The organism is Chitinophaga japonensis, assembly GCF_007830125.1.
GTDB lineage: Bacteria > Bacteroidota > Bacteroidia > Chitinophagales > Chitinophagaceae > Chitinophaga > Chitinophaga japonensis.
In genome coordinates this window covers 443320-469378 of the sequence record NZ_VLLG01000004.1, presented here as the reverse complement: position 1 = coordinate 469378, position 26059 = coordinate 443320, and the positions used below count along the sequence as shown (strand labels likewise).

General features: G+C 53.4%; 25 protein-coding genes. 12 read left to right on the top strand and 13 right to left on the bottom strand.

Annotation, left to right across the window (positions count from 1 at the left end):
* The first annotated feature begins 2 nt into the window (after positions 1–2).
* Positions 3–509, top strand: a complete 507-nt coding sequence (locus LX66_RS19060; RefSeq protein WP_145716516.1) for a hypothetical protein — start codon at positions 3–5, stop codon at positions 507–509.
* 63 nt (positions 510–572) lie between these two features.
* On the opposite strand, the gene LX66_RS19055 is transcribed toward LX66_RS19060, so the two are convergent.
* The 3 genes from LX66_RS19055 to LX66_RS19045 form a co-directional block, all read right to left on the bottom strand.
* Positions 573–1127, bottom strand: a complete 555-nt coding sequence (locus tag LX66_RS19055; RefSeq protein ID WP_145716514.1) for a hypothetical protein — start codon at positions 1125–1127, stop codon at positions 573–575.
* Positions 1128–1238: 111 nt separating this feature from the next.
* Positions 1239–1802 (bottom strand): STM3941 family protein, encoded by a 564-nt coding sequence (locus LX66_RS19050; RefSeq protein WP_145716512.1) that lies wholly within the window; start codon positions 1800–1802, stop codon positions 1239–1241.
* Between the two features lie 86 nt (positions 1803–1888).
* Positions 1889–2422, bottom strand: coding sequence for a hypothetical protein (locus LX66_RS19045; protein WP_145716511.1), 534 nt, complete (start codon positions 2420–2422; stop codon positions 1889–1891).
* A gap of 195 nt (positions 2423–2617) precedes the next feature.
* Between LX66_RS19045 and LX66_RS19040 the strand changes: the two genes are divergently transcribed.
* From LX66_RS19040 to LX66_RS19020, 5 genes are all read left to right on the top strand, one after another.
* On the top strand, positions 2618–3598 hold the full coding sequence (locus tag LX66_RS19040; RefSeq protein WP_145716509.1) for a DUF2157 domain-containing protein: 981 nt from the start codon (positions 2618–2620) through the stop codon (positions 3596–3598).
* Positions 3595–4758, top strand: coding sequence for a hypothetical protein (locus tag LX66_RS19035; RefSeq protein WP_145716507.1), 1164 nt, complete (start codon positions 3595–3597; stop codon positions 4756–4758). The genes LX66_RS19040 and LX66_RS19035 overlap by 4 nt, the downstream gene beginning before the upstream one ends.
* A 121-nt stretch (positions 4759–4879) precedes the next feature.
* Positions 4880–6478 (top strand): tetratricopeptide repeat protein, encoded by a 1599-nt coding sequence (locus tag LX66_RS19030; RefSeq protein ID WP_211366371.1) that lies wholly within the window; start codon positions 4880–4882, stop codon positions 6476–6478.
* A 210-nt stretch (positions 6479–6688) separates the two neighbouring features.
* The gene (locus LX66_RS19025) at positions 6689–9502 is read left to right on the top strand and encodes a TonB-dependent receptor (protein ID WP_145716505.1); all 2814 of its coding nucleotides are present in this window, start codon (positions 6689–6691) and stop codon (positions 9500–9502) included.
* Positions 9503–9613: 111 nt separating this feature from the next.
* Positions 9614–10669 carry a phytase gene (locus LX66_RS19020; RefSeq protein ID WP_145716503.1) on the top strand — a complete coding sequence of 352 codons (1056 nt, stop codon included), beginning with the start codon at positions 9614–9616 and terminating at the stop codon, positions 10667–10669.
* Between the two features lie 61 nt (positions 10670–10730).
* Here the strand turns inward: LX66_RS19020 and LX66_RS19015 are convergent, their stop codons facing one another.
* Both LX66_RS19015 and LX66_RS19010 read right to left on the bottom strand, forming a co-directional pair.
* Entirely contained in the window at positions 10731–11333 is a 603-nt protein-coding gene (locus LX66_RS19015) for an HD domain-containing protein (RefSeq protein WP_145716501.1), read from the bottom strand.
* A 123-nt stretch (positions 11334–11456) separates the two neighbouring features.
* Positions 11457–12302 (bottom strand): alpha/beta hydrolase, encoded by an 846-nt coding sequence (locus LX66_RS19010; RefSeq protein WP_145716499.1) that lies wholly within the window; start codon positions 12300–12302, stop codon positions 11457–11459.
* A gap of 116 nt (positions 12303–12418) precedes the next feature.
* Here LX66_RS19010 and LX66_RS19005 point away from each other — a divergent pair, with 116 nt between their 5' ends.
* Complete coding sequence (locus LX66_RS19005; protein WP_145716497.1) at positions 12419–13018, top strand: DUF4142 domain-containing protein; 600 nt, start codon at positions 12419–12421, stop codon at positions 13016–13018.
* A 43-nt stretch (positions 13019–13061) separates the two neighbouring features.
* Here LX66_RS19005 and LX66_RS19000 read toward each other — a convergent pair whose 3' ends face one another.
* Entirely contained in the window at positions 13062–13595 is a 534-nt protein-coding gene (locus LX66_RS19000; protein ID WP_145716496.1) for a YceI family protein, read from the bottom strand.
* A gap of 28 nt (positions 13596–13623) precedes the next feature.
* On the opposite strand from LX66_RS19000, the gene LX66_RS18995 reads away from it, so the two are divergent.
* Positions 13624–14997 carry an exonuclease domain-containing protein gene (locus tag LX66_RS18995; RefSeq protein WP_145716495.1) on the top strand — a complete coding sequence of 458 codons (1374 nt, stop codon included), beginning with the start codon at positions 13624–13626 and terminating at the stop codon, positions 14995–14997.
* A gap of 14 nt (positions 14998–15011) precedes the next feature.
* On the opposite strand, the gene LX66_RS18990 is transcribed toward LX66_RS18995, so the two are convergent.
* The 3 genes from LX66_RS18990 to LX66_RS18980 form a co-directional block, all read right to left on the bottom strand.
* Positions 15012–15518 (bottom strand): energy transducer TonB, encoded by a 507-nt coding sequence (locus tag LX66_RS18990; RefSeq protein ID WP_158642680.1) that lies wholly within the window; start codon positions 15516–15518, stop codon positions 15012–15014.
* A gap of 145 nt (positions 15519–15663) precedes the next feature.
* Positions 15664–16287, bottom strand: a complete 624-nt coding sequence (locus LX66_RS18985; protein ID WP_145716492.1) for an energy transducer TonB — start codon at positions 16285–16287, stop codon at positions 15664–15666.
* Between the two features lie 31 nt (positions 16288–16318).
* The gene (locus LX66_RS18980; protein WP_244620458.1) at positions 16319–17440 is read right to left on the bottom strand and encodes an amidohydrolase family protein; all 1122 of its coding nucleotides are present in this window, start codon (positions 17438–17440) and stop codon (positions 16319–16321) included.
* 422 nt (positions 17441–17862) lie between these two features.
* Here LX66_RS18980 and LX66_RS18975 point away from each other — a divergent pair, with 422 nt between their 5' ends.
* From LX66_RS18975 to LX66_RS18965, 3 genes are all read left to right on the top strand, one after another.
* Positions 17863–18792, top strand: coding sequence for a phosphoribosylaminoimidazolesuccinocarboxamide synthase (locus LX66_RS18975; RefSeq protein ID WP_145716491.1), 930 nt, complete (start codon positions 17863–17865; stop codon positions 18790–18792).
* An 81-nt stretch (positions 18793–18873) separates the two neighbouring features.
* A complete protein-coding gene (locus tag LX66_RS18970; RefSeq protein WP_145716489.1) occupies positions 18874–20670 on the top strand; it encodes an ABC transporter ATP-binding protein in 1797 nt (598 codons plus the stop codon).
* A gap of 165 nt (positions 20671–20835) precedes the next feature.
* Positions 20836–21285 (top strand): DUF3276 family protein, encoded by a 450-nt coding sequence (locus LX66_RS18965; protein ID WP_145716488.1) that lies wholly within the window; start codon positions 20836–20838, stop codon positions 21283–21285.
* A gap of 69 nt (positions 21286–21354) precedes the next feature.
* Here the strand turns inward: LX66_RS18965 and LX66_RS18960 are convergent, their stop codons facing one another.
* The 4 genes from LX66_RS18960 to LX66_RS18945 all read right to left on the bottom strand — a co-directional run bounded on the left by LX66_RS18960 (position 21355) and on the right by LX66_RS18945 (position 24717).
* The gene (locus tag LX66_RS18960) at positions 21355–21573 is read right to left on the bottom strand and encodes a hypothetical protein (protein ID WP_145716487.1); all 219 of its coding nucleotides are present in this window, start codon (positions 21571–21573) and stop codon (positions 21355–21357) included.
* A gap of 57 nt (positions 21574–21630) precedes the next feature.
* Complete coding sequence (locus LX66_RS18955; RefSeq protein WP_145716485.1) at positions 21631–21876, bottom strand: hypothetical protein; 246 nt, start codon at positions 21874–21876, stop codon at positions 21631–21633.
* Positions 21877–22091: 215 nt separating this feature from the next.
* The gene (pgi, locus tag LX66_RS18950) at positions 22092–23744 is read right to left on the bottom strand and encodes a glucose-6-phosphate isomerase (RefSeq protein WP_145716484.1); all 1653 of its coding nucleotides are present in this window, start codon (positions 23742–23744) and stop codon (positions 22092–22094) included.
* Positions 23745–23916: 172 nt separating this feature from the next.
* Positions 23917–24717 (bottom strand): tryptophan-rich sensory protein, encoded by an 801-nt coding sequence (locus LX66_RS18945; protein ID WP_145716483.1) that lies wholly within the window; start codon positions 24715–24717, stop codon positions 23917–23919.
* A 143-nt stretch (positions 24718–24860) separates the two neighbouring features.
* Here LX66_RS18945 and prfB point away from each other — a divergent pair.
* Positions 24861–25950 (top strand): peptide chain release factor 2 gene (gene prfB, locus LX66_RS18940; protein WP_145717350.1). Its coding sequence is split into 2 segments (ribosomal slippage): positions 24861–24920 and positions 24922–25950, totalling 1089 coding nucleotides; the frame shifts between segments, so codons are not numbered across the junction.
* Positions 25951–26059 lie beyond the last annotated feature (109 nt).

Genomic DNA, 26059 nt, shown 5'->3' with positions numbered 1-26059 from the left:
ACATGGAGATAAAAATCAGGCACATAAAGAACAATAATTTATCCTGGGAGAAGATAATTCAATCCGACAAAGGAGACTATTTGTTGGCTGAGCGGATTTTTCACACCATACTAAGGCATTTTTTTTTACATAAAAAAACAACCTTACTTACTATACAGCCGCAAAAGTATTCCCTTGGATATGAATTGGCGCAATACAAGGAATTTAAAGTCAATAAAAAGAATATACTAATCAATGAGGTGAGTGATTGCGGTGACGAATTACTGAAAGACATAGCTCAATCGGAAGAATTTAAAAGAACATTGTTAATAATGATCTATAACGTTTCCGAAGTTGGCACTACACTGATATCTGACATTATGTCTTTAGTAAGTTCGCCTTCTTACAGTTCGAGTTCCCTCCATTCAACTATGTTTGCCTATTGTGAGGATGATGGTGATAGCTTGTATCTATATAATTCATCTTTAACGCTGAATGGGCTGGAAACACTGATTAGTGAACTTCTATAGATGGGATTCCAGAAAGCCACATTGTAATTTGAAAATCCGCAGGATGCCTGCGGATTTTCAATCTTATTCCCGAGAAATACGATTTAACACAAGTTTATTTAAGTAAAAGGCGATCCTTTTAGAATATTTTTCATCAGTGAAATCAATTAAAACGAATATGTTTCCCTTTTTGAGTTTGAAATTTAATCTGTATCTCCTAAACGATGGTAAATAGAGCGTGGGTTGGTTATAGAAGTTTTCAAGTTTTTCAAAATGAAGAGTTGTATAGTCTTGTTTGGTTGTAATCTTTAACCAGATTCTCTTTATAGGGTTTCTGCTTTTTACCATGATAGTTTTTGTAGCAAAATTTATAATTACATGGTTAATTGCCATGAAATTATACCAGGAGCTGGAAACAATAATCAAGGACAGAATTATTGCCATTGCGATATTCGTGCTAAAATTTACTTTTGAAAAAATAAAGAAGCCTATAATTAAAAGCAATAAATCTGTTACAGTATTATAATTAAGAACGGAAGATGAGAAACTTAATTGCTCTGAATGAACCTTAATCACTGGGTTAATGATATGTGATGTGCTTAGAAATTGATTCAATTCCTCGGTTATTTTTTTCTCCATACAAATACTGCTTTTGATGAGGTAAGGTCGTTTTTTTTATACAGAGTTATATTTTTAAGCAGATTGTTCGCTGGCTGTAGCCAGTTTGAAATAAACATTTGAGCTAAAACATCAATTTTCTACCACCCTCACCCCCTTTCCCTTATACCCCGCCAACCTACTTTCCACCAGCCCTTCCAGTTCCGTCACACTACATGCCAGCCGGCTCGCTGCAATGCACACCGGTGTACCATGCTGCCGGTAGTTCATCTGCATGATTTTCCGCAGCAGGAGGTTACGTTGCCGGCGGATATACTGCTCCGGGTTTTTGACCATCAGCAGCAGGAGGGGCCGGTTTACGATAGTAGCGGTGATCAGCAACTGCACATCTCCCCAGGGGATACGGCCGGCGCCCGCCAGGCTGGAGCGGTCGGTAATACCCTGGTCGTCGATCAGCACGCCCCGCTCGCTCCCCAGCAGGCTGAATAAGCCTGTAGCCAGGCCCACTAGGCTCAAGAGGAGACAGCCGCCTGCCACGATGTCCTTTATGACAGGCACTCCGAAAAATGGCCGCTCCGGGTCATCGGCGCTTTGCAGCATCCAGCAGCCCAGCATTAGGAAAACAGTAGAGAGGATGACCAGCTTGTACAGCTTTTGTTTATTGAGGGCAATAGTAACAGTACCGGTGTTATTCATAGGATAGGATGTGTTAATATGTCCGCTAAAATATGCGAACACCCTTGCCCTTCCAAATAAATTTTCCCGCCTGTACGCCCCCCGGATCATTCCAGGTGTGGCTGCACCGGTCTTCGCCGGGAAGTATGGAACAGCGCTTCCCGGGCGGCTGTAATATCCGCAGGTCGCAGCCTGCCACAGGGGGTAACGCAAAAGCCCTTCCCGCGCGTCCGCTGTGGGGCGGGGCTTCTCCGCAGGCGCAGCAGGAGCGTGGCGGTTTTTGCGGGTGGGGTAGGAGCCTGGGCGGACGGTGGCGGGGTGCAAGCCGCCTGCAGGGCGGCTATTACGGCTGCGGCGTCTTTCCCGGCTTTCAGCAGTTGCATGGCCTGTCCGGTCAGTGCCCGGTACAGTGCATGCTTGCGCCGGGCGGGCGGCAACTGCCGGTACACGCCAGCAGCCAGTTGGGATGCCTGTGCCATGATATTGGCATATGCCATCGTCAGGGTAAAGGATGGGTCGCGCTTTACCCGCTTGCCGGATAGGGAGCTTTTCCGCCGGGCATAATATTGTCCCTCCATCCGGTAAAAACAAATGCCGTTATAGGTGCCCGTTATATAGTGTGGGCCGCGTTGTCTGGCCATTCCACTGGGGTTTAAAAGTTGAATGATCCGGTAAATTTACGGGATGTACTGCGTTTAAAAAGGGGTATAATGCCTACATCTTTGGGGGATGCTCCCCGCCAACAGTATAGTAAAAGCGTACAAGGTGCCGGGTAAAAGCGCACTTCATTCCCCTTAACAGCGCACCGGCTCGCTGAATTTTCCTATCATTGTAATATGAACCTGCACACGTTCCGGAAGTTCCACGAGGAAGGACTGATCTCCGGCGCCTCCTTTGAAAAAGTAAAGGCTGCAGAGAGCCGGCGGCTCTTCTCCCTGCATTGGGAGCTGAAAGTGCTCCTGTACCTGGGCGTGCTGCTGCTCAGCGGGGGATTGGGCATACTGGTGTACGAGAACATCGATACCATCGGGCACCAGGCGGTACTGGCCGTTATTGCCCTTATCAGCGCGGCGGGTTACTGGTATTGCAATAAAAAGAAAAGCCCCTTTTCCTGGCAAAAAGTGCCCACGCCGGATCCCCTGTTCGATTACCTGCTTCTGCTGGCCTGTCTTACGATGGTTACGTTTATCGCGTACCTGCAGTACCAGTATGGCGTGTTTGGCGATCACCTGAAGCTGGCCGGTTTTGTGCCGATGGTCATCCTGTTTTTTTGCGCCTATTATTTTGATCACCTGGGCGTGCTCACACTCGCCATCACCAACCTTGCTGCCTGGATGGGCATTGTGGTAACGCCCACGCAGGTACTGCGGCAGAACGATTTCAGCAACAGCACCCTGATCTACACCGGCATGCTGCTGGGGGGAATGCTGGTAACGGCCGGGGAAATTTCCGCCTGGAAAAAATGGAAAGCGCATTTCCGGTTCACTTATGTAAACATAGGCCTGCACGTATTGTTCATCGCCTGCCTGGCTGGCATGTTCCATTTTGAGCACCGCTATTTTGCCTGGTTCCTCCTCCTGCTGGGTATCGCATTTTATTGCTACCGGCAGGCCCTCCGGCATCACTCTTTTTATTTCATCGTGATAATGGCCCTGTATACCTATATCGGCCTTGGCTACGTGGTAGTGCGCCTGCTGGAAAAAATATATACTAATGACCTGGGACCTATATACCTCGGTCTCATCTATCTTATCGCCTCCGCCATCGCCATGATCCTGGGGCTGATCCGTTTCAACAGGAAAATGAAAAAAGCATGATCGCCTATAATTCCATATGGCTGGACAATATCGCCCTGCAGCAGGAAGCAACGGAGGCGTACCGTCGGCATTGCATTACTGCCGGGGAGCGGGAGCGCATCGTGCAGGCCTACCCGGAAGGCTTTTATACGCCCAATTCCTATATCCGTATCGGCCTGTTCCTGCTAACGGCCATCATCGTCCTGTTTTCCCTGGGCCTGTTGATGCTGATACTGGCGGATGCCCTGGAAGATGCCTGGCGGGGTATGCTCGTTTTTTCCGGGCTGACTGCCCTGGGTGCGCTGGAACTCTTTATCCACGACCCAAAACACTACCGCTCCGGCGTAGATGATGCATTGCTGTGGAGCGGTGTTGCCCTGGTATCGATTCCGTTCTGCGTAGACACCTCCCTGCCGGCATGGGCCTGTTGCGCGCTGGTAGGCCTGGTGGCGCTTGCAGCAACGCTGCGGTATGCAGACAGCCTCTTGGCAGCGCTGGCAGTAGTGTCCCTGCTGGGATGCCTGTTTTACGGGTATCACCCGCTGGGAGCATTCGCGCAGTCCACAGCGCCTTTCCTGCTGATGACCGGGTCCCTGGCCATTTACATACTGGCGCGGAAATGGGGCAAGGCGTTGCGCTGGCGGCACTATGCCCATTGCTGCACCGTGATGGAAATTACCGCACTGCTAACCCTGTACGCTGCGGGAAACTATTTTGTAGTGCGGGAAACCGGTAATGCCCTGCTGGGCCTCCACCTGCTCCCGGGCCAGGATATGCCGGCCGGCGGCTTTTTCTGGGCCAGCACCGTCCTCCTGCCGCTCCTGTACATTGTGCTGGGCGTCCGCGGCAAGAATACGATTCTCCTTCGTACCGGCCTGGTGCTGCTGGCCGCCGCCGTTTTCACCATAGAGCATTATTATGATGTCGCCTCCCTGGAAGCCGAAATGATCGTCGGCGGCCTGGCCCTGGTTGCTTTCGCCTGGGCCCTGATCCGGTACCTGGAAGAGCCCCGCCACGGCTTTACATACCGGGAAGATACCAGCTCCGGTCACCAGGAAGCAGCCCAGGCAGAGTCCCTCGTCATTGCAGATACCTTCCCGCCACCCGAACCTTCCCCCGATCCCGGCTTTAAATTCGGCGGCGGCTCCGGCGCCGGGGGAGGAGCAGATGGGCATTGGTAGGGGGCCATTTCACTACGCAACACCACCGTGTGGCTCCTGTATTGATAACGCTGCCACACAAAGCCCCCCCTTAACAATAAGTTAATATGCACCTCCTTCCTTTGCATCTTATTTTCCCCTCATGATGCTACAACGCTTCTTCATCACCGCCCTGTGCTGCGTCCTGGCCGCCGCGCCGCTCCGCGCACAACAGGAGCTCACACTTAAACTGCGCCGCTTCGAACAGCCGGACAGCAGCCGCCAGGTCCATACGCCCAGCGCATTTCTCACGCTGAAGGAAAACTACACCCGCGCCATGGAAAATAAAGATCCCGTAGCCGCCGCTCAATGCCTGCAGCAGATGGGCCGCCTTTGCTACCACCTGGGACATTACCCACAGTCGCTGGACTTCCACCTGCAGGCCGGGGAGATCTACCGCCGCGAGGACAAAATAAAACTGCTGGCCGGCAACCTGGACGACATGGGCACGCTCTACTATTATAACCGCCAGCCTGGCCAGGCCCGCCGCCAGTACGAGGAAGCGCTGGCCATCTATACCTCCCTGCAGGACAGGGCCGGCATGGCCCTTACCTACGGGAAGATAGGCCACCTCTATGAAAAGCAGCAGCAATACGACAGCGCATTTTTCTTCCAGCGCCAGGCGCTGGCACAGTACCGCACGCTGGACTACAAACAGGGCATGGCCAAGATATACGAGAACCTGGGCAGCATCCACGAGGACCTGGCCCGTTACGACTCCGCCGGCTATTACTTCCGCCAAGCCCTGCTGCTCAACGAGCAAACCGGCGACGATACCGCCCGCATAGAAGTGCTCAACAACCTCGGCGATGTGCTCCGCAAAACCGGCCGCTATCGCGAAGGGCTGCAAAGAACGCAGCAGGCCCTGGCCCTCGCCCTGCAGGTCAATGAAAAATACCAGCTCAGCGGCGCCTGCAGGGACGTAGCCAAATCCTACCACCTCCTGGGCAACAACGACAGCGCCTTCTACTACCTGGAACAAAGCCGTAATCACCTGCTGGACATCTACTCCGAGGAAAGCGGCAAACAGGTGGCCCTGCTCCAGACCATGTACGACATAGAAAAGAAGAACCGCGAAATAGAGCGCCTCACCAGCGCCCGCAAAATGAACCGCATCATTACCGTAGCCGTTATCGTGGTCATTGTGCTGCTCATCGTGCTGGGCTCCCTCGTTATCAGCCGCCAGCGCCTCAGGATCAGGAACGCCCGCATCCTGGCCGAGCAGGACAAGCGCCGCTATGAGACCGAGCAGGAGCGCATGCAGGCCGAGCTGGAGAACCGGAAAATAGAGCTCTCCACGCACACCCTCCATATCATACAAAAGAACCAGTTGCTGGAGGAACTGCGCAACCGCCTGGACGAAATGGTGAAAGACGAGCGTCGCGACCAGAAGAAACAGCTCAAACAATTGCAGCAGCAGATCAATCACAGCTTTAACCATGATCATTACTGGGAAGAATTCCGCAAGATGTTCGAGCAGGTGCACCAGGCCTTCTTTAATAACCTGAAGAAGTATTGCGACAAGCTCACGCCCAGCGATCTCCGTCTTGTGGCTTTATTGAAAATGAACCTCCCTTCCGGCGACATCGCCACCCTGCTGTGCATCTCGCAGGACAGCCTCCGGGTCATGCGGTACCGTCTCCGGAAAAAGCTGAGCATCGGGCAGGGGGAAAGCCTCACCGCTTTCATCCAGTCGCTGTAACCCCGGCTTAATGTTACGGTAACAATTCCTTAATGGCGGATTTTGTTACGGGCAGGATATCTGGAAACCAAATAGTTATGATGGATTTGTTCACCTTGTTGCTCTCCTGTATACGCCCTTTGTAACGCTGTTTCCTTTTTGTTTATCCCCGAAAGTTGGGCTTGCATACCGGTAATTGCACATTTGCCCTGTCAAAAAAATCTTGATCAGATGAACAGATTGTTACTTGTATTGCTCTGTACCTGCTTCGGCCTTTCCGCCTTTGCACAGGAGGCCGGCCTGGTAACCGGCTCCGTGGTGGACAGGAGCCAGGGGCTTTCCCTGCCGGGCGCCACCCTCAAGCTCAGCCCCGGGAATCATTACACCGTGTCCAACCAGTTTGGCAAGTTTGAGTTCCTGGGCGTGCCGGTAGGTAATTATACCGTCACCATCACTTACCTGGGCTACGAGCCGCTCACCCAAGAAGTAACGGTAACGGCCGGCCAGGCAGCGGAGGTCAACTTCCGGCTGGCAGACAGGCAGATTGCCGGCAGGGAAGTGGTGATCATGGGCGACCGCCTCCGCGGACAGGCCCGCGCGCTCAACCAGCAGAAGAATAACCAGAATATCACCAATATCGTATCTGCCGACCAGATCGGCCGTTTCCCCGACGCCAACATCGGCGACGCCATGAAACGCATTCCCGGCATCACCATGCAGAACGACCAGGGAGAGGCCCGCAACATCATCATCCGCGGCCTGGCCCCGGAGCTGAATTCCGTGACCATGAACGGCGATCGCATCCCCTCTGCAGAAGGCGACAACCGCCGCGTACAGATGGACCTCATCCCTTCGGATATGATACAGACCATAGAGGTGAACAAAACCCTCACGCCGGATATGGATGCAGACGCCATCGGCGGCTCCGTGAACCTGGTGACGCGCGCAGCGCCCAACGGCCCCCGCGTATCCGCCACGCTGTCCGGCGGCTTTAACCCCATCCGCAGCAAGCCCCTGTACACCGGCTCCCTGGTGCTGGGCAACCGCTTCTTCAATAACAAGCTGGGCGCCGTGCTCAGCGCCTCCTATAATAATAATGACTACGGCTCAGACAACGTGGAAGCAGCCTGGGTAAAGGACGACTTCGGGAACGTATACACGGAGGAAATGGAGATCCGCAAGTACGATGTGCAGCGCATCCGCAGGAGTGTGTCCGCTGCGCTGGATTATAAGATCAACGCCCGCAACACCATCTACCTCAACAGCCTGTACACCTGGCGCTATGACCGCGAAAACCGTTTCGCCTACGCCATCAAGGATATTGAGCCGGAGTACGATGACAATGACCAGGTGACCGGCTACACCGGCTCCCTGGCCCGTCAGAACAAGGGCGGCATCAGCAGCAACCGCGGTAAAGGCCGCCGCCTGGAAGACCAGCGCGTACAGAACTATTCCATCCGCGGCGAGCACCTGCTCAGCCCCAAAGTGGACCTGGACTGGGCGGCATCCTTTTCTACCGCCAGCGAGCGCCGCCCCCATGAAAGATATATAGAGTTCGTGGCCGAAGACGTGCCGGTGTCCCTCAGCCTGGCTGATCTCCGCCATCCCTTTGCATCCTCCACATCCAACCTGCCGGAGAACTTTGAATTTGACGGGGTAACCGAGAATACGGATTATACCCGAGAGAATGAGACCGGGCTGAAAGTGAACCTCCGCTTCCCGCTCAGCGTGGTGCCCGGCCAGAAGGGCCGTTTCCGCGTAGGCGCCCGCATGCGCATCAAGGACAAGAAACGGGAGAACAATTTCTTTGAATACGATCCCCTGACGCCCATCGGCAACCTGTCCACCATACCCACGGTAGACTGGAATGGCAATAATTTCCAGCCCGGCTCCAAATATGTGCCCGGCGTGTTTGCCTCCAAAGACTACCTGGGCGGCCTGGACCTCGGCAATCCCGCCCTGTTTGAAGCCAGCGCCGATCCCTCCGAATACCTGGGTGTCAATTTCCATGCAAAGGAAACCATCACGGCAGGGTATATACGCTGGGACCAGGACCTTAGCAGTAAGCTGTCCATGATCGCCGGCGTGCGCCTGGAAAACACGCATATCAATTATACCGGCAACATCGTGGAAGAGGAGTCGGAGCTGGCCGGCCAGCGGGAGATTGAGAACAGCTATCTCAATGTGCTGCCGGGGCTCACCTTTAAATATATGGTGAACAGTGACCTCGTGCTGCGCGTAGCCGTTACTACCGCCCTTGCCCGTCCCAATTACTATGATCTTACGCCTTATGTGAGCAGCATAGCAGAGGATGAAGCGCTGAGCGCCGGTAACGCCGAGCTGAAAGCTGCTTATTCCTGGAACTTTGACGGGATGGTGGAACAGTACTTCAAATCAGTAGGCTTGCTCTCCGGTGGGGTGTTCTACAAAAGTATCCGGGACTTCATTTACGTATACAGGGACCAGGAGTATACTACGCAGCAATTTGCCGCCGACTATCCCGGCCTGGCCAACCCGGTGCCTGACGGCGCCAACTGGACCTACATCCAGTCCCGCAACGGCGATAACGTGCGCGTGTACGGTTTTGAAGTGGCCCTGCAGCGCCAGTTGGATTTCCTGCCCGGCTTCCTCAAAGGTTTTGGCGTGTACCTGAACTACACCTACACCAAATCCGAGGCGGACGGCATTTACAACAGCGATGGCGAAAAGCGCTCCGGCGCTACGCTGCCGGGTACGGCCCCGCACATGTTCAATGCGTCGCTGTCCTACGAAACGCCCCGCCTGGTCCTGCGCCTGTCCGGCAACTACACGGCCGCCTACCTGGATGAGCTGGGCGGCGATGATTTCGGGGACCGTTTCTACGATAAGCAGTTCTTCCTGGATGCCAACGCTTCCTTCCGGGTACTGCCCAAATGGAGGATATTCGGGGAGGCCAACAACCTCACCAACCAACCCCTGCGTTATTACCAGGGCATTTCCTCCAGGACCGCTCAACTGGAATATTACAGGCCCCGGTATAACTTCGGGTTAAAGTTTGATCTTTAATTTTCAAGGGAAAAGGAAAAAGGGAACAGGGAGAAGGAGAACGGGTATGTTCCCTATTTCGCAGCTTTCTCCTTTTCCCTTTTTCCCTTCTCCCCTAAAAATAAAACATACATGCTAGTGAAACACAAGATATATACCGGCGCGCTGTGCTTTGTGGCAGTGCTCTGCGCCTGCACCAACGGCCACACGCCCGTAGCGGAGAACGCGCTGAAACCCGTGGTAGTGACTGATCCCCTCCGGCATGACTCCGATGATCCGGCCATCTGGATCAACCGGGCAGACCCGGCGCAAAGCCTCATCATCGGTACGGACAAGGACACGGACGGCGGGCTCTATGTTTTTGACCTGGACGGAAAAACAGTGAAATGGATCACCGGCCTCAAAAGGCCCAACAATGTGGATGTGGCCTACGGCCTGCCGCTGTCCGGCGCCCGCGCAGATATCGCGGTGCTGACGGAGCGCGAGACCAACAGCCTGCGCGTGTACCGCCTTCCCGGCATGGAGCTGGTGGACGGCGGGGGCATCCCGGTGTTTGAAGGGGAGCAGGAACGTGCCCCCATGGGCGTTAGCCTCTACACCCGCCCTTCGGATACGGCCATATTTGCCATCGTGAGCCGTAAAACCGGCCCTCACAGCCAGTACCTGTGGCAATACCGCCTGCATGACAACGGCCAGGGCGTGGTAACGGCTACGCTGGTACGTAAATTCGGGCAGTACAGCGGCAAAAAGGAGATAGAGAGCATTGCCGTGGACAATGAGCTGGGCTATGTGTATTACTCCGATGAGCGGGTAGGTATCCGCCAGTACTACGCGGAGCCGGGCAGGGGAGAGGAGCAATTGGCCCTCTTCGGCCAGGGAGAGTTCATGCTGGACAATGAAGGCATCAGCATCTACAAGACCGGCGACAGCACCGGCTATATCCTGGTATCAGACCAGGAGGCCAACAGCTTCAATGTGTACCGCCGGGAAGGCGATAGCGCTAACCCGCACCGCCATACGCTGCTGAAAAAGATCCCGGTATCGGCCATGAACAGCGACGGGTCGGAAGTCACCAGCGTGCCGCTGGGCGCCCGCTTTCCCAAAGGCCTGTTCGTAGCCATGTCCACCGACCAGACATTTCATTATTATGACTGGCGGCAACTGGAAGAATTAATAATTAACAATTAATAATTAATAATACCCGTAACGCAGGCGTTTCGTGAAGCAGCCATGTTACGGGTATTAATTATTAATTGACCTGCGGCTGGTGCTTAATGATGAACGCGATCAGCTCATCCTGCTGGATAGCCGCCCGCTGGCAGGCGTCCAGTATATCCTCCCGGGATACATTGGCGGCAAATGATTTTTCCTTCAGTCTTTTCTTCACGCCTTTCACATCCATACCGGTATAGCCGTCCGGGCGCATCAGCGAGTAGGCATGTACCAGGCCGGACAATTCATCAAATGCATACAGCATCTTGTCCATGCTGGTAGCCGGCTCCACGCCAAAGTAGCGCGGCCCGTGGGAGGCGATGGCCCGGATCACTTCCGGGCATACCTGCCGTTTTTCCAGCTCCCCGATGATCTTGTGGCAATGTTGCTCTGGCCACAGGTCCCAGTCCGCGTCGTGCAGCAGGCCGGCCATTTCCCAGCGCCACTGGTCTGCTTCCTCCAGTCCTTCCGTTTCGGCCGCCCAATGACGCATCAGGTGCCCTACCTGCCGCATGTGGAGCTGCAGCCGCTCGTTCTTCACCCATTCCTGCAGCAGCGCATACGCTTCCTCCCGGCTCAGGGTATTGCCGGTATTGGCGGCGTCGCCGAAAGAGGTCCTTCCTATTGGTAGTATTTCCATGTTGGTATGTTTTAAGAAATTCCAAATTCCAAATCCCAAAATGGAGGCAGGCTTTCAATAATAAAAAGCTGTCTTTGAGAGTTGGGGGATGGCCACCCGTTTGGAATTTGGATTTTGGAATTTTCAACGTTGTTTTAACCATTTAGCCAGCAAACCAGGCCAGGCTTCCGCGGCAGCATTGCCGGGGCGCAGGCCGTAGCCGTGCCCGCCACTGGCGTAAAAGTGCAGCTCTACCGGCACCTTGGCGTCCCGCAGGGCGCCCGCCATTACAAGGGCGCTGTTGCCATAAGGATCATCGGCGGTGGCAAACAGGAACATGGGCGGCGTTTGCCCGTTCACGTTCAGCTCCGGTGTCAGGCTGCGGTTGGGCCCGTTGTCCAGGTAGGCCGGGTAGATCAGCGCCGCAAAAGCCGGCCTGCAGGAGAGCTGGTCGGCTTCATCTACCGGTGGATACGTGCTTTTATCGTAGAGGGTGCTGGCCCTGGCGCTGAGGCTGCCGCCGGCGGAAAAGCCCATTACGCCGGTTTTATCCGCATCCAGGCCCCATTGCCTGGCCCGGCTGCGCACCAGGCGGATGGCCCGCTGTACGTCTTGCAGGGCGCCGGCTTCCTTTTTAGGTACCCGGTACTGCAGTACAAAAGCTGTATAGCCAAGACTGCTGAGCCATTTGGCCACTTCTTCGCCTTCCAGGTTGATAGCTAGTATCTGGTAGCCACCTCCCGGGCATACCACGATGCCGGTATGTTTGTCAACCGCCCGGTTCTTCGGTGGATACACCGTCAGGATGGGATCTGTTACATCGGTGAGCCGCATCACTCCCCGGCTGGTGTCGGAGGTAGGGATAGCGGCATGCCTGGGCTTTGCTTCGCCGGGTACCGTGCCCGGCCATATGTGAAGGATAGCCGGGCGCTGCGCCTGTGCTGTGAAGGTGGTCATTATGATGCAAAATAGCCATAAAGGGTGTTTCATACAGGGGAATTTATTCCATAGCTAAAATACAAATAAAGGGTATTTATCCTCCCGGTACCTTTTTTGTTCCATGGTTACGGTAAACCTTTTTACTTGAACCAAAACAAATGACGGTTATGAAACTATTTAGCAGATTATATCTGGCAGCATCGCTGGTTTGGGTATTACAATCCTGTGGCGGCGCCGGCCGCAACGATAACGTGGATAGCGTGCAGGCCCTCAATGATTCCCTGGCCTCCGTAGATGACGCTGCCGCAGAGTTTGCCGTAGACGCGGCTAACGGCGGTATGATGGAAGTACAACTGGGCGGCATGGCCCAGGAAAAAGCCCGGTCCCAGCGGGTAAAGGATTTCGGTAACATGATGGTCCGGGATCACTCCTCCGCTAACGATGAGCTGAAGAACCTGGCCGTGTCCAAGAATATTGCCCTGCCTGACAGTGTGGGTGCAGACAAGAGAGAGCACATCGAAGAGCTCAGCAGGAAAACAGGCAGGGAGTTCGATGAAGCATATATCGATATGATGGTGAAGGACCATGAGAAAGACGTGAACGAGTTCGAGAAAGCCGCCAGTAACCTCTCAGACCCGGATCTGAAGGCGTTCGCCTCCAGGACTTTGCCCACCCTGCGGATGCACCTGGACTCCGCAAAGGCCATACAGGAAGCGCAGCGGAAAATGATGAACAACAGCGACCGGCCGGGGGCAGTAGGTAAATAAAACGAATGTGCGGATGCGCATAGCAGCACATCCGCACATTCATTCACTGTTTCACCAGTTCAATCTCGCAGCTCAGCTTCACCTCGTCGCTCACCACCAGGCCGCCGCTTTCGGTGAGCGCGCTCCAGTGAAGCCCGAAATCCTTGCGGTTAATGGCGCCGTTAACGGTAAACCCTGCACGGGTGCTGCCCCAGGGATCTTTGACCACCCCGCCGAATTCCACGAACAGCTCCACCGGTTTGGTCACATCCCGGATCGTCAGGTCGCCGAACACGTTGTAAGACCCGTCATTATCCACCGCCTCGTACCGCTGCGGCACAAACCGGATCTGCGGGAACTGGTGGTCGTCAAAAAAATCGGGGGAGCGCAGGTGCCGGTCCCTTTCCTCGTTGCCGGTAAACACGCTGGCGGTATCCGCCGTAAAAGCGCCTTTGGCAGTAGTAAAATCTTCGTCCTCCGTTTCCACTTCCATATTAAATTTGCTGAAATGGCCGGATACATTGGTGATCATCAGGTGCTTGATTTTAAAGCCGATAGTGCTGTGGGCCGGGTCTATGACCCATTTGGATGTTGCCATGGTTTAGTTTTTCGTAACTTCACCCAACATGTATGCCATTGTTGATATAGAGACCACCGGCGGCCATGCCAGCGCCAACGCCATCACCGAAATAGCCGTCTTTGTGTTTAACGGGGCGGAAGTAGTAGAGGAGTACCATACCCTGGTCAACCCCGGCCGGCCCATCCCGCTGTACATCCAGTCGCTTACCGGCATCACGGACGAGATGGTGGCAGAGGCCCCGTCTTTTGAAACGGTGGCCCCGCAGGTGTACCATCTCCTGCATGATAAGATCTTCGTGGCCCATAACGTGAACTTCGACTATTCCTTCCTGCAATACCAGCTAAACGTATGCGGTTATGAGCTGAAATGCCGCAAGCTGTGCACCGTAAGGCTGGGGCGCAAAATAGTACCGGGCCTGCCTTCCTACAGCCTGGGCAACCTTTGCCGCTCCCTGCAGATACCCGTGCACCAGCGCCACCGCGCAGCAGGGGATGCCGCCGCCACCGTGCGCCTCTTTGCCCTGCTGCTGCAGCGGGATACGGAAAACGCCATCGCCACGGCGCTTAGTGTCGGCTCCAAGGAGCAGTTCCTCCCGCCCAACCTGCCGCCGGAACAGGTAAAGCTGCTCCCCGGCGCACCGGGCGTCTATTATTTTCATGACCGGAAAGGAAAAGTGATCTATGTAGGCAAGGCGCGCAACCTGCGCAAGCGGGTCAACAGCCATTTTACCGGCAACAACCCCGGCCCGCAACGGCAGGAGTTCCTCCGCAATATCTACAGCATTACCTATGAAATAACCGGTACGGAATTGATGGCCTGTATCCTGGAATCCGTGGAGATCAAACGGCTATGGCCTGTGTACAATTATGCGCAGAAGCATGTTGAGTTCAGCTATGGTTTCTATTGCTTTGAGGACCAGGAGGGGTACCTGCGCCTGGCTATTGAAAAGAAACGTAAATACACCACGCCTTTATACGCCTTCAAGCTGCTGGTGGAAGGGCACCAGTTGCTACGCAACCTGATCCGCAGGTTTGAGCTGTGCCCCCGCCTGTGCTTCTTGCAAAAAGGGAACGGCGCCTGCTCTCCCTTGCAGGAACATACCTGCCACGGCGCCTGTGAGAAAAAAGAAACGCCCCGCCTGTATAACGGCCGGGTACAGGAGGCTATCGCCTGGCTGCAGGAGCAGCAGCCCTCCTTCGTGATCCTGGACAGTGGGAGGGATGCAGACGAGCAAAGCTGCATATTAATGGAAAAAGGGCGGTTCTACGGCATGGGATACGTACCCAGGGATATCGCCGTTACCGGTAGTCACCAGTTAAAGGACTGGCTGACGCCTTACCCCGAAAATGAATACATATTGAACCTGCTCCGGCAATATGCTGCCGGTAAAACCACCCGTTTATTGTCACTAAATGCCTGAAACCTGGATACTACTTACCGTTGCAGGCGGAACGTCAGCGGCAACTTGAATGCCATATTAATATATCGCCCCTTATAGTATACCGGCTGGAATGTAAGCTGCCGGCAGGCTGCCAGCGCCGCTGCTTCCAGGTCGGCTCCCGTGCGCGAGGCCGCTTTCAGGCCGGTAATGCTGCCGGTAGTATCAATAACAAAAGACACGTACACGGTGCCTTCGATGCCCGCCTTCAAAGCCCGGGCAGGATATTTCAACTGCCGGTACAGCCGCCGGGTAGTGTCTCTCAGGTGCTGTTGCTGGTCGGCAGGTAATAACAGCCGGGTAAAGATGGTATCCGCATGGCCGCCATCCCGTTCCTGCAGGCGGTATGCTTCCGTAATGATATTGTCCCGGAGAGAAAACCCGCAGGTTGTTCCGCTCTTGCTGACGTAGGTATACTGCCAGTAGCCGGTACGCAGCAAGCTGGCGCCGTGCTCGTCGTCCAGTTGCAGCAGGGTATCCTGGCGGACAATATAATGGATCATACCGTTCCTGTGGAACACCGTGTCATTCGCCTTTACTTTTACAGCAAAACAAAGACAGCATGCCCAGGGCAATAGCATCCTTATTCCGCGAAGCCGCTGGATCATAGGTATAGGAAGATAAACAGGGTCCGTTGACCGGAAATGCTTACTGTTGCTGTAAACGGAACGTTACCGGCAGCTCAAAGTACATGGTCACGATGCGGCCATTGTAATTCACCGGTGAAAAGGCCAGTTGTTCGGCAGCTTCCACGGCAGCCTGCTCCAGTCCGTAGCCCAGGTCGGTCAGCGGTTTTACTTCGCTTACTTTACCTTTTTTGTCTACCACAAAGGAAACATACACCGTACCGGTTACGCCGTTCTCCTTCGCCTTGAAAGGATATTTCAGGTTGGAGTACAGGGAGGCGGTAGCGTCGGACAGCTCCTGCCTTTGCTCCGGGGTGTAGGTAACGGTTGTGAAAACAGTGTCCGGTTTGCTGTTACGCTGGCGGATCCAGTAAGCATCGGCAACAATGTTGTCCTGGATGGTGTAACCGTGCTGGATCTGCCGGGCATCAAAATAGGTGTAGGACCAGCGGCCGGGCTTCAGCAGGTTTTCACCGCCTTCACCGTTCAACTGTACAAAGGTGTTCACACCATTGTCAGCTTTGTTGATAATAAAACGGATGGCGCCGTTTTTATAATAAACGGTATCGTTAGACGCCTTCAATTGTAAGGAGCAGCACAGCGCCATTACTAGTAATACGGCTGCCCCTGAGAATTGCTTCTTCATAGGTCGTTGTTTTATTAAAGGATATTTATACTTAATTAATTGTCCACTCAATCCCCGGTATGATCTTCAGCGCATTCTTATAATATATCTTCTTCAGTATCTCGTCCGGCAGGTTCAAACCATACAGGCGCCAGAAGGCATGGTACTTTTTATGGTATGGAAAGTACTCGTCTGCCGTTTCCAGTACGCGGAAATAGGTGGCATACTCCGAAGGCACCCAGGAATCCTTGCCAAACAGGATGCGATCCTGGTATTTTTCAAAGAATTGCCGCGCCATCCTGGGCTGCCTGCCCAGTTCCGCTATCACCGCACCAAATTCCACGTACATGTTCGGTATCTCCTCCATCAGGGCCGACAGTTGGGCCAGGTCATTGGCGTACCAGCCAAAATGCGCGTTGATGAAGGTGGTGCGCGGATGTTTTTTGAACATCCGGTGCTGTTCCTCAATGATCTGCTCCCAGGGCGCCGGGTTGTCAGTTCCCCTGCGCCGGCGGGGATGGGTAGCCAGCTCCAGCCAGCGCTCGTTATGCTCGTCCATCGGCTGCCAGAAAGGCGCCGGGTCCGCCGCGTGGATCAGCACCGGTATCTTCAGCACCGCGCATTGCTCCCAGATGGCGTCCAGCCGGGGATCGTCAATAGGCACCCGCCGGCCGGTATTGTCCTGCACGCTCAGTCCCAGGTTCTTAAAGATCTTTAAACCGGCCGCGCCGTTCCGCACATCCTCCTGCAACTGCCGTACGGCCTTTTCCGTCCAACCCGTCCGCCCGATGCCGTCAAAATCAATATTGGCAAACACCACGAATCGGTTCGGGGCATGTGCCTTGATATTGTCCGTCATACTTTTCAGCCGGCTGCCGTTGCCGCCGCTCAGGTTCACCATCACCTGCATGTGCAGGGCGTCCATCTCCTTTACCAGTGCGCCCAGGTCCTGCGAGGCCAGGTTCCACTGGTGGTTATGCACGTCAATGAACGGGTACTTAGCCCTGCTCACCGGGTGCTCCGGCACTTTCAGCGTTGATACCGGCTCGTACTTTTCAAAGTCCATATGCGCCCCGTTACCCGTCTGGCCTTGTGCGCAGCCTGCGGTAACAATACCGGCACATAATAATATGGTCCTTGATAGCGCCCGGTTCATACCTGATTGACGTCTCAAATTACGATTTTTTAATGAATAGCAATAATTTATATACTTTTTTTTCATTTTTTATTGATTTATGAAATATGTTTTTGGGTTAGAAAATCGATAACTTGTTTTAAATCATACCTTTTCATATATAGTCTTTAATTTGTAAAAAAATATTGTCATGTTACCCTAGGTTGTCAATGCGAGGCATGAGGCAAGGATTATGTGCCGGGGAGGCCGAAGCAATCTCCAGCCTGTTCAGCAGATTGCTTCGGCGTCCGACCCGCTTCAGCGCGGTGGCTCTCCGCAAAGACGAGCGGGGGCGCCGCAAAACTTTGGATCAATTGTGAATTATTAATTTTAATTTGTTGGGCAGGGTACAGTATTTTTGTCGCTCATTTTAAAGAGGCATCAGCCATTCATTTCAAGTTAATTTATAATTTTTCTGACAGATGTTGACATCTGATTTCAAATTTCCAGGACAAACCGCTTTTTATAAAGGGAAAGTACGTGACGTATACACGATTGATGACCGCCTGCTGGTGATGTTGGTAAGCGACCGCATCTCCGCGTTCGACGTGGTGCTGCCCCGGCCCATTCCCTACAAGGGACAGGTGCTGAACCAGGTGGCCGCCATTATGCTGGAAGCTACCAAGGATATTGTGCCCAACTGGGTAAAAGCCGTACCGCTGCCCAACGTTACCATCGGCCTGAAATGCGAAACATTCCCGGTGGAAATGGTCGTGCGCGGCAACCTGACCGGCCATGCCTGGCGGACCTACAAGAGCGGCAAGCGCGAGCTCTGCGGCGTGCCCCTGCCGGAAGGGCTGAAGGAGAACGATTTCTTCCCTGCACCCATTATTACGCCTACTACCAAGGCGCACGAAGGGCATGACGAGGATATCAGCCGTGAGCAGATCATCGCGCGGGGACTGGTAAGCGAAACAGATTACGCGCAACTGGAAAAATACGCGCTGGCCCTCTTCCAGCGCGGTAAGGAGCTGGCCGCAGCGCGCGGGCTGATCCTGGTGGACACCAAGTACGAATTCGGCAAGATCGGCGACACCATCTGCGTGATCGACGAAGTGCACACGCCGGACTCCTCCCGCTATTTCTACGCGGATGGCTACGAGGAGAACCAGCAGGCCGGCCGCCAGCAGCGCCAGCTCAGCAAGGAATTTGTACGCGAATGGCTGATGGAGAACGGCTTCCAGGGCAAGGAAGGACAGCAGGTGCCGGAAATGACCGACGAGTTCGTGAATAGCGTAAGCGAGCGCTACATTGAGCTGTTCGAGCGCATTACCGGCCGCACATTTGTGAAGGAGGACATGCAGCCCGAAGAAACAGCGGCCCGTATTATTGAAACACTTAGATCTTTATAACTTGTAAAGGGGAAAAAGGAAAAAGGGAGAAAGGGTGCGGGTCTGTTCCTTCTCCCTTCTTCTTTTTCCCTTCTCCTTTTTATGAAACATTTAGCAGCGCTTAACATATACTTCGTAAAATATAAATGGCTTTTTTCACTGGGGCTGCTGTTCACGGCTATATCCATTGTGTTCAGCATCTTCCAGCCCGTTATGGTCCGCCAGATATTCGACCTGCTGTCTCAGAACCTGGACAGCTACCGGATGATCAGCGATACCGGCATCAAAGGCCTTTTCCGTGCAGACTTTTCCCGGGTGCTGGCCTTTTATGGCATCACCATCCTGCTGTCTGCGCTGCTCAGCGGTTTCTTTATGTTCCTGCAGCGGCAAACCCTCATCGTGATGAGCCGCCACATTGAATTTGACCTCAAGAACGATATTTACCAGCATTACCAGGTGCTGGACCTTAACTTCTTCAAGATGCACCGTACCGGCGACCTCATGAGCCGCATTACGGAAGACGTATCACGGGTGCGCATGTACGTAGGGCCGGCTATCATGTACAGCGCCCGTACCGTTATTATGGTGGTCATGATCATCTACCTGATGGTGAAGGTCAACCTGGAGCTGACGCTCTACACGCTGTCGCCCCTGCCGGTGCTGGCCCTTACCATCTATTTTGTGAACCGGGTCATTCACCGCAAAAGCGAGCGCATACAGGCGCAGCTCTCCAACCTTACCTCCATTGCGCAGGAATCCTATTCCGGCATACGGGTCATCAAATCATATGTGCAGGAGGACGCCAGCGCGCAGCACTTTGAGCAGGCCAGCGGGGAGTACCGGAAAAGCTCCGTGAGCCTGGCCAAAACAGACGCCCTGTATCAGCCAAGCATGTCATTAATGATCGGGTTGAGCGTGATACTGACCATTTTCATCGGCGGCATCCAGGTGATACGCGGCAATATTACCGTGGGCAACCTGGCGGAGTTCGTGATCTACGTGAACATGCTGATCTTCCCTTTCTTCTCCATCGGCTGGGTGGCTTCCATGATACAGCGGGCCGCCGCCTCCCAGCAACGCATCAACGAGTTCCTGCAGACAAAGCCGGACATCAAAGACCGCCCCGGCGCAAAGGACGTGACCCTGAAGGGGCATGTCCGCTTCGAGCACGTATCCTTTACCTATCCGCATACCGGCATCAAGGCCATCCGGGATTTTGACCTGGACATACAACCGGGACAGAAGATCGCCGTGATAGGCCGTACTGGCTCCGGCAAGTCTACCCTGGCGCAACTGCTGCTGCGCATGTACGATCCGCAGCAGGGCAGGGTATTGCTGGACGGGCACGACATCCGGGACCTGCGCCTGGAAAGCCTGCGCAGCCAGATCAGCTATGTGCCGCAGGATGTGTTCCTGTTCTCGGACAATATCACCAACAACATCCGCTTCGGCGCCCCCGCGGCCGGCCAGGAAGCTGTGCAGCAGGCCGCCCGGCAGGCTTCCGTGGAAAAGGATATCCTTAATTTCAGGGAAGGCTTTGACACCATGATAGGGGAGCGGGGCGTTACCCTCAGCGGCGGGCAGAAGCAGCGTATCTCCATTGCGCGCGCCCTGATCATGGACCCTAATATTATGGTGTTCGACGATTGCCTCTCTGCCGTGGACGCGCGTACCGAAAAAGAGATCATTGGCAACCTGTACGCCTATCTGAAAGACAAGACGGCCATTATTATTACCCACCGGATCTTCGCCCTCTTTGAATTTGATAAAGTGATCGTGGTGGACGACGGCAGGATCGTGGAGACCGGCACGCATGAAGAATTAATGTCATTGAACGGCTATTACGCAGAACTGTACAACCGCCAGCAATCCGGCGAGGAGGAGTCTGTAACTGAATAAAAATCATTTTTTTACATATGCCTGTAACCCTTTAGTGTAGGGAGTTTTCCACTCGTTGATAAAATCATTTAAAATTATTTTGATATTTGTAAAACAATAGTATATTTGTTCCTTATTGAATATTGACAAACAGGATTGATTCGTTAACACTTAAATCTATCAACTGTGGCGTACGAAAACAACAATCAACAGGAAAGAAACAACGACAGCATCTTTTCCAAGCGATTGAAAGCGGGCAAAAGGAGAACTTACTTCTTTGATGTAAAGACCACTCGGGGAAACGACTACTTTCTGACCATTACAGAAAGCAAGAAGCGTTTCAATGACAACGGTTATGACAGGCATAAAGTATTCCTGTACAAGGAGGACTTTAACAAATTCCTGAATGCATTAACAGAGACCATCAACTACGTAAAAACCGAGTTGATGCCCGATTTCGACTTTGATGCTTACAACCACGATTACGTGCGGGAAGAAGGAGATGAAGACTCCGAAGTAGTATCAGTGGATAACGCTGCTGCTGAAGTTGAAAACACAACGGAAGTAGAAGCTGCGGTGACCACACCTGCCGCTGCTGCCGCCGCCTCCCACACCGATGATGTAGACAAATGGTAAGATTTTTACACTTTATTCTCAGATAGGCCCCCGGATTTCTCCGGGGGTTTTTTATTTACCGGGCCGTAATTACCAGAATGGCGCCATAACACCAAGCAAGGTAAATAACAATGGAAAATTTGCTTTGAGCGATTCCTTCGCTTCGTCCGAAAGGGCTTCGTATTGCGCGACAATTTCCCGTATAGTCGCCATGGTTTCAGGGAGCGGCGCCAGGCAAAAGCCGCCGTTAACGGTTCGTAGTTCGATAGCCGACAGGGGCGCCAGCATACCAGGTTTTTCGTTTTGCATAGCGTGTCATGTTTAGTGGTGGAAAAATGGTCCTGTGAGAGATGGGCCAGTACAGCATCAGCATACTGTCAGCGTCCTTACTTTTTCTATCATCCCGCTTACAAAAGTCTTTGCCTCCGGGTTTAAGGCGTCTATTTTGCTCTTTACCAGGTTACGAAACTCCACTACCATGGTGTAAAGGCCCGGACTAACTGCTTTAAGCGCATCAAGGAACTCGTCCTCGTTCGCCCAGAAAAAACCACCGTTAACAGCCCGCAGCTCATCGGCGCTCAGCGGTGTAAGTACATTGTTTTCCGTTTGCATCGCATGATTTTTTAGGTGAAGGATAAAACTATTCCTTACACCAGGATCATCCTACAACGTAAACGGTTAAATTATAGCTGGTGGGGTTGAAATTCCAAAATCCAAATCCCAAATTCCAAAATGTAGGCCATTGCTTGATTAAAGGAAACCTTTTAACATTCCTGCTGGTCTGCCTGCTCTTTGGAATTTGGTCTTTGGTATTTGGTATTTGGTATTTATACCTTCATAGCTTTCCATGCATTGATCAATCCATTGGTACTGGCGTCATGCGCGCTCACCTTTTCATCGCCCTGCAGTTCCGGCAGTATCTTGTTGGCCAGTTGCTTGCCCAGCTCTACGCCCCATTGGTCAAAGGTATAGATGTTCCAGATCACGCCCTGTATGAATATTTTGTGTTCGTATAGGGCGATCAGTGAGCCCAGGCTACGCGGGGTGATCTCCTTTACCAGGAAAGAGTTGGTGGGCCGGTTGCCCGTAAATACCTTGTAAGGCAGCAGTTTGGCCAGCTCGTCTCCCGTCATGCCCGCTTTTTCCAGTTCGGCGCGCACTTCTTCCGGTGTTTTGCCGTTCATCAGCGCTTCCGTTTGCGCAAAGAAATTGGAGAGCAGCTTTACATGATGATCGCCAATAGGATTGTGGCTGATGGCCGGCGCAATAAAGTCGCAGGGGATCAGCCGGGTGCCCTGGTGTATCAGTTGGTAGAAAGCGTGCTGCCCGTTGGTGCCCGGCTCGCCCCATACAATAGGACCGGTGTTATAGCTCACCGGCTGCCCGTTGCGGTCTACATACTTGCCGTTGCTTTCCATGTTGCCCTGCTGGAAATAGGCGGCAAAGCGGTGCATGTACTGGTCATAAGGCAGGATGGCTTCGGTGGCCGCATCAAAGAAATTGCCGTACCACAGGCCTATCAGCGCCATGATCACGGGAATATTCCTGTCAAAAGGCGTTTCTGTAAAATGCCGGTCTGCGGCGTGCGCGCCTTCCAGCAGCGCTTTGAAATGATCAAACCCGATGGTCAGCGCGATGCTCAGCCCGATGGCGGACCACAGGGAATAACGGCCGCCTACCCAATCCCAGAATTCAAACATGTTCTCCGGGTTAATGCCGAAGGCTTTCACCGCTTTTTCGTTGGTGGAGAGCGCGGCAAAGTGCAGGGCGATGTGCGCTTCGTCCTTCGCCTGCTCCAGGAACCACTGCCGCGCCGTGTTGGCATTGGTCATGGTTTCCTGCGTGGTAAAGGTCTTGGAGGCGACCAGGAACAGCGTTTCCTCGGGCGTTACCTTTTTCAGGGTTTCCGCAATATGGGTGCCGTCCACGTTGGACACGAAGTAGGGCTGCATATCCTTTATCCAGTAGGGGCGCAGCGCTTCGGTCACCATCACGGGGCCCAGGTCGGAGCCGCCGATGCCGATGTTCACAATATACCGTATAGGCTTGCCCGTATAGCCTTTCAGTTCGCCGCTGTGTATCTTCTTGCAGTAGCGTTCCATCTTCTGCAGTACCGCGTTCACGTCCTGCATTACATCCTGCCCGTCCAGCAGCACCGGTTTGCCGGAAGTATTGCGCAATGCGGTATGCAGCACGGCGCGGTTTTCCGTGGCATTGATCTTTTCCGCGCCGAACATGGCCCGGATGGCCGCTTCCGCCTGGCACTCCCGCGCCAGTTCCTGCAGCAGGCCCAGGGTCTCTTCCGTTACCAGATTCTTGGAATAGTCAAACAGGATATCTTCAAACCGGAGAGAGAGCTTGTCAAACCGTTGCGCATCGCCGGCAAAAAGATCGCGCATGTGTACCTGCTTCATCCTGGAAGCATGCTCCTGCAGTTGTTGCCAGGCTTGGGTAGTGGTAGGATTCTTCGATGGAAACATAATTAAGTGTATTAATGCTGACCAAAATTAAAAGAATATAGAATTTCAAATGTAAAATTTCAAATGTAAAAGTTGGTGGATATGTTTTAATAAGGCATTATTGCTTGAATCGCATACTTCCACCAACTTTTACATTTGAAATTTTACATTTATCATTTTACATTCTCACTATTCACCCCCGCTGCCGGTACCATTTCCAGGAGATGGCAATGGCGATCAGCCCGATGGCGATGATGCAGGTTTGTATGACCAGGTGCTCCGCTATCACGTTGGCATGCCTTCTTTTAAGGATAATACCGTACAGCGCCCAGACAGTCACCATTGCAAAGGTGATGTTCTGGTGCTGCAGCACCATGTAGGCGGAGAGCCCCGTGCTAAGGCTGATCATCAGCACGGCCCAGGCCACCTGTGAAATGCCTTGCCCATGCCAGCCCCAGTATACCATCAGCGCCGTGATATTGGCGATGGCGGCAAAGCTGATCCATCCCAGGTACAGGCTGAAAGGAAAGTGTATGTATAGCTTCTCCTTCCACGGCGCCCCGTTATCCCAGATGGAAAAATTGCGGTGGATATAAACAAGCGATACCAGCAGCACCAGCATCAGCAACAGGGAGAGCGGCAGCATTTCATAGTGCCAGGCAAACAGCCAGCAGGCATTGGCCAGGCAGCTTACCAGCCACCAGTGCCTGATCCGGGTCATGAACGCCGTTAGCTCCTGTGCATGATCTCCCCGGAATGCCAGCCATAACTGGTACACGGTAAAGCCCAGCAGGGCCAGGTAAATAACGCCCCAGATGGAAAAAGTGAAACCGGCCGGCACCAGCAGGTTCGGATACTTATCCGATACTTCGCCGGTACGCTGCTCATTGATCGGCAGCAGCTCCGCCATACCGTTAACAGCAATGACCAGTATTAAACCGATGACGTGGAAGATGGATTGATTCTTGTATTGGAGCGTCTGGTCCGCAGTCATAGAATAGTCAGGTTTGGATATCTGAAGGAAAAAAGAATACCGAAAAAATAGCAAATATTATGCTAAATATAATGCACAATGCATTCATCAGCACATCTGCATATGCGCACATCTGCACATTTTTCCTTACATTTGCGCCCATTATGACAGCAGAGCAACTTAAAGCTATGAGGGACCGTCTCCACGTCCTGGGAGGTTTTCTTTAACGTCCAGGACCGCATAGCAAAAATAGAAAACGACAAACAGCTTACCCTTGCGCCCGGCTTCTGGGACGACAATGCCAGGGCCACTTCCATCCTGAAAGAGATCAAGGTAAACAAATTCTGGGTAGACCTTTACGGGGACGTACAGACTGCCATAGAAGACAGCAGCGTGCTGTATGATTTCCAGAAAGAAGGAGAGGCCTCGGAGGAGGAAGTACAGGCCGCCTACCAGCAGGCGCTGGCCGCACTGGATGAGCTTGAATTTAAATCCACCCTGAACCAGCCGGAAGACGAAATGCCGGCCATGCTCACCATCAACTCAGGCGCCGGCGGCACCGAAAGCCAGGACTGGGCCGAGATGCTGTTGCGCATGTACCGCATGTACGGCGAAAAACAGGGCTGGAAAGTATCTGAAATTGACGTGCAGTACGGGGATGGCGCCGGCATCAAATCCGCTACGCTGGAGTTTGACGGCGACTTTGCCTATGGCTTGCTGAAAGCGGAAAGCGGCGTGCACCGCCTGGTGCGTATCTCGCCCTTCGATGCCAACGCGCGCCGGCATACCTCCTTCGCCTCCGTTTTCGTATACCCGCTGGTAGACGATACCATCGAGATCGCCGTTAATCCTGCCGACCTGGAATGGGAATTCTACCGCTCCGGGGGCAAGGGCGGACAGAACGTGAACAAGGTGGAAACCGCCGTGCGCCTCAAGCACATCCCTTCCGGCATCATCATTGAATGCCAGCAGGCCCGCACCCAGGGTGAGAACCGTGAAAAGGCGCTCACCATGCTGAAATCACGCCTGTATGAAGAGGAGATCCGCAAGCGCGAGGAGTTGAAGAACGCGGCTAACGCCAATAAACGTAAGATAGAATGGGGCTCCCAGATCCGTTCCTACGTATTCCACCCGTACAAGATGATCAAAGACCACCGCACCGATTTTGAGGTGGGCAATGTACAGCCCGTCATGGACGGCGACCTGGGCGGCTTCATCAAGGCATACCTGATGATGGCGAAAGAAGAGGCCTGAAAAATGTAAAATTTTAAATTTCAAATGTAAAAGTATAATGTAGCACTACATTCGCTGCACTATACTTTTACATTTATCATTTTACATTTGATATTTTACATTCTGAATT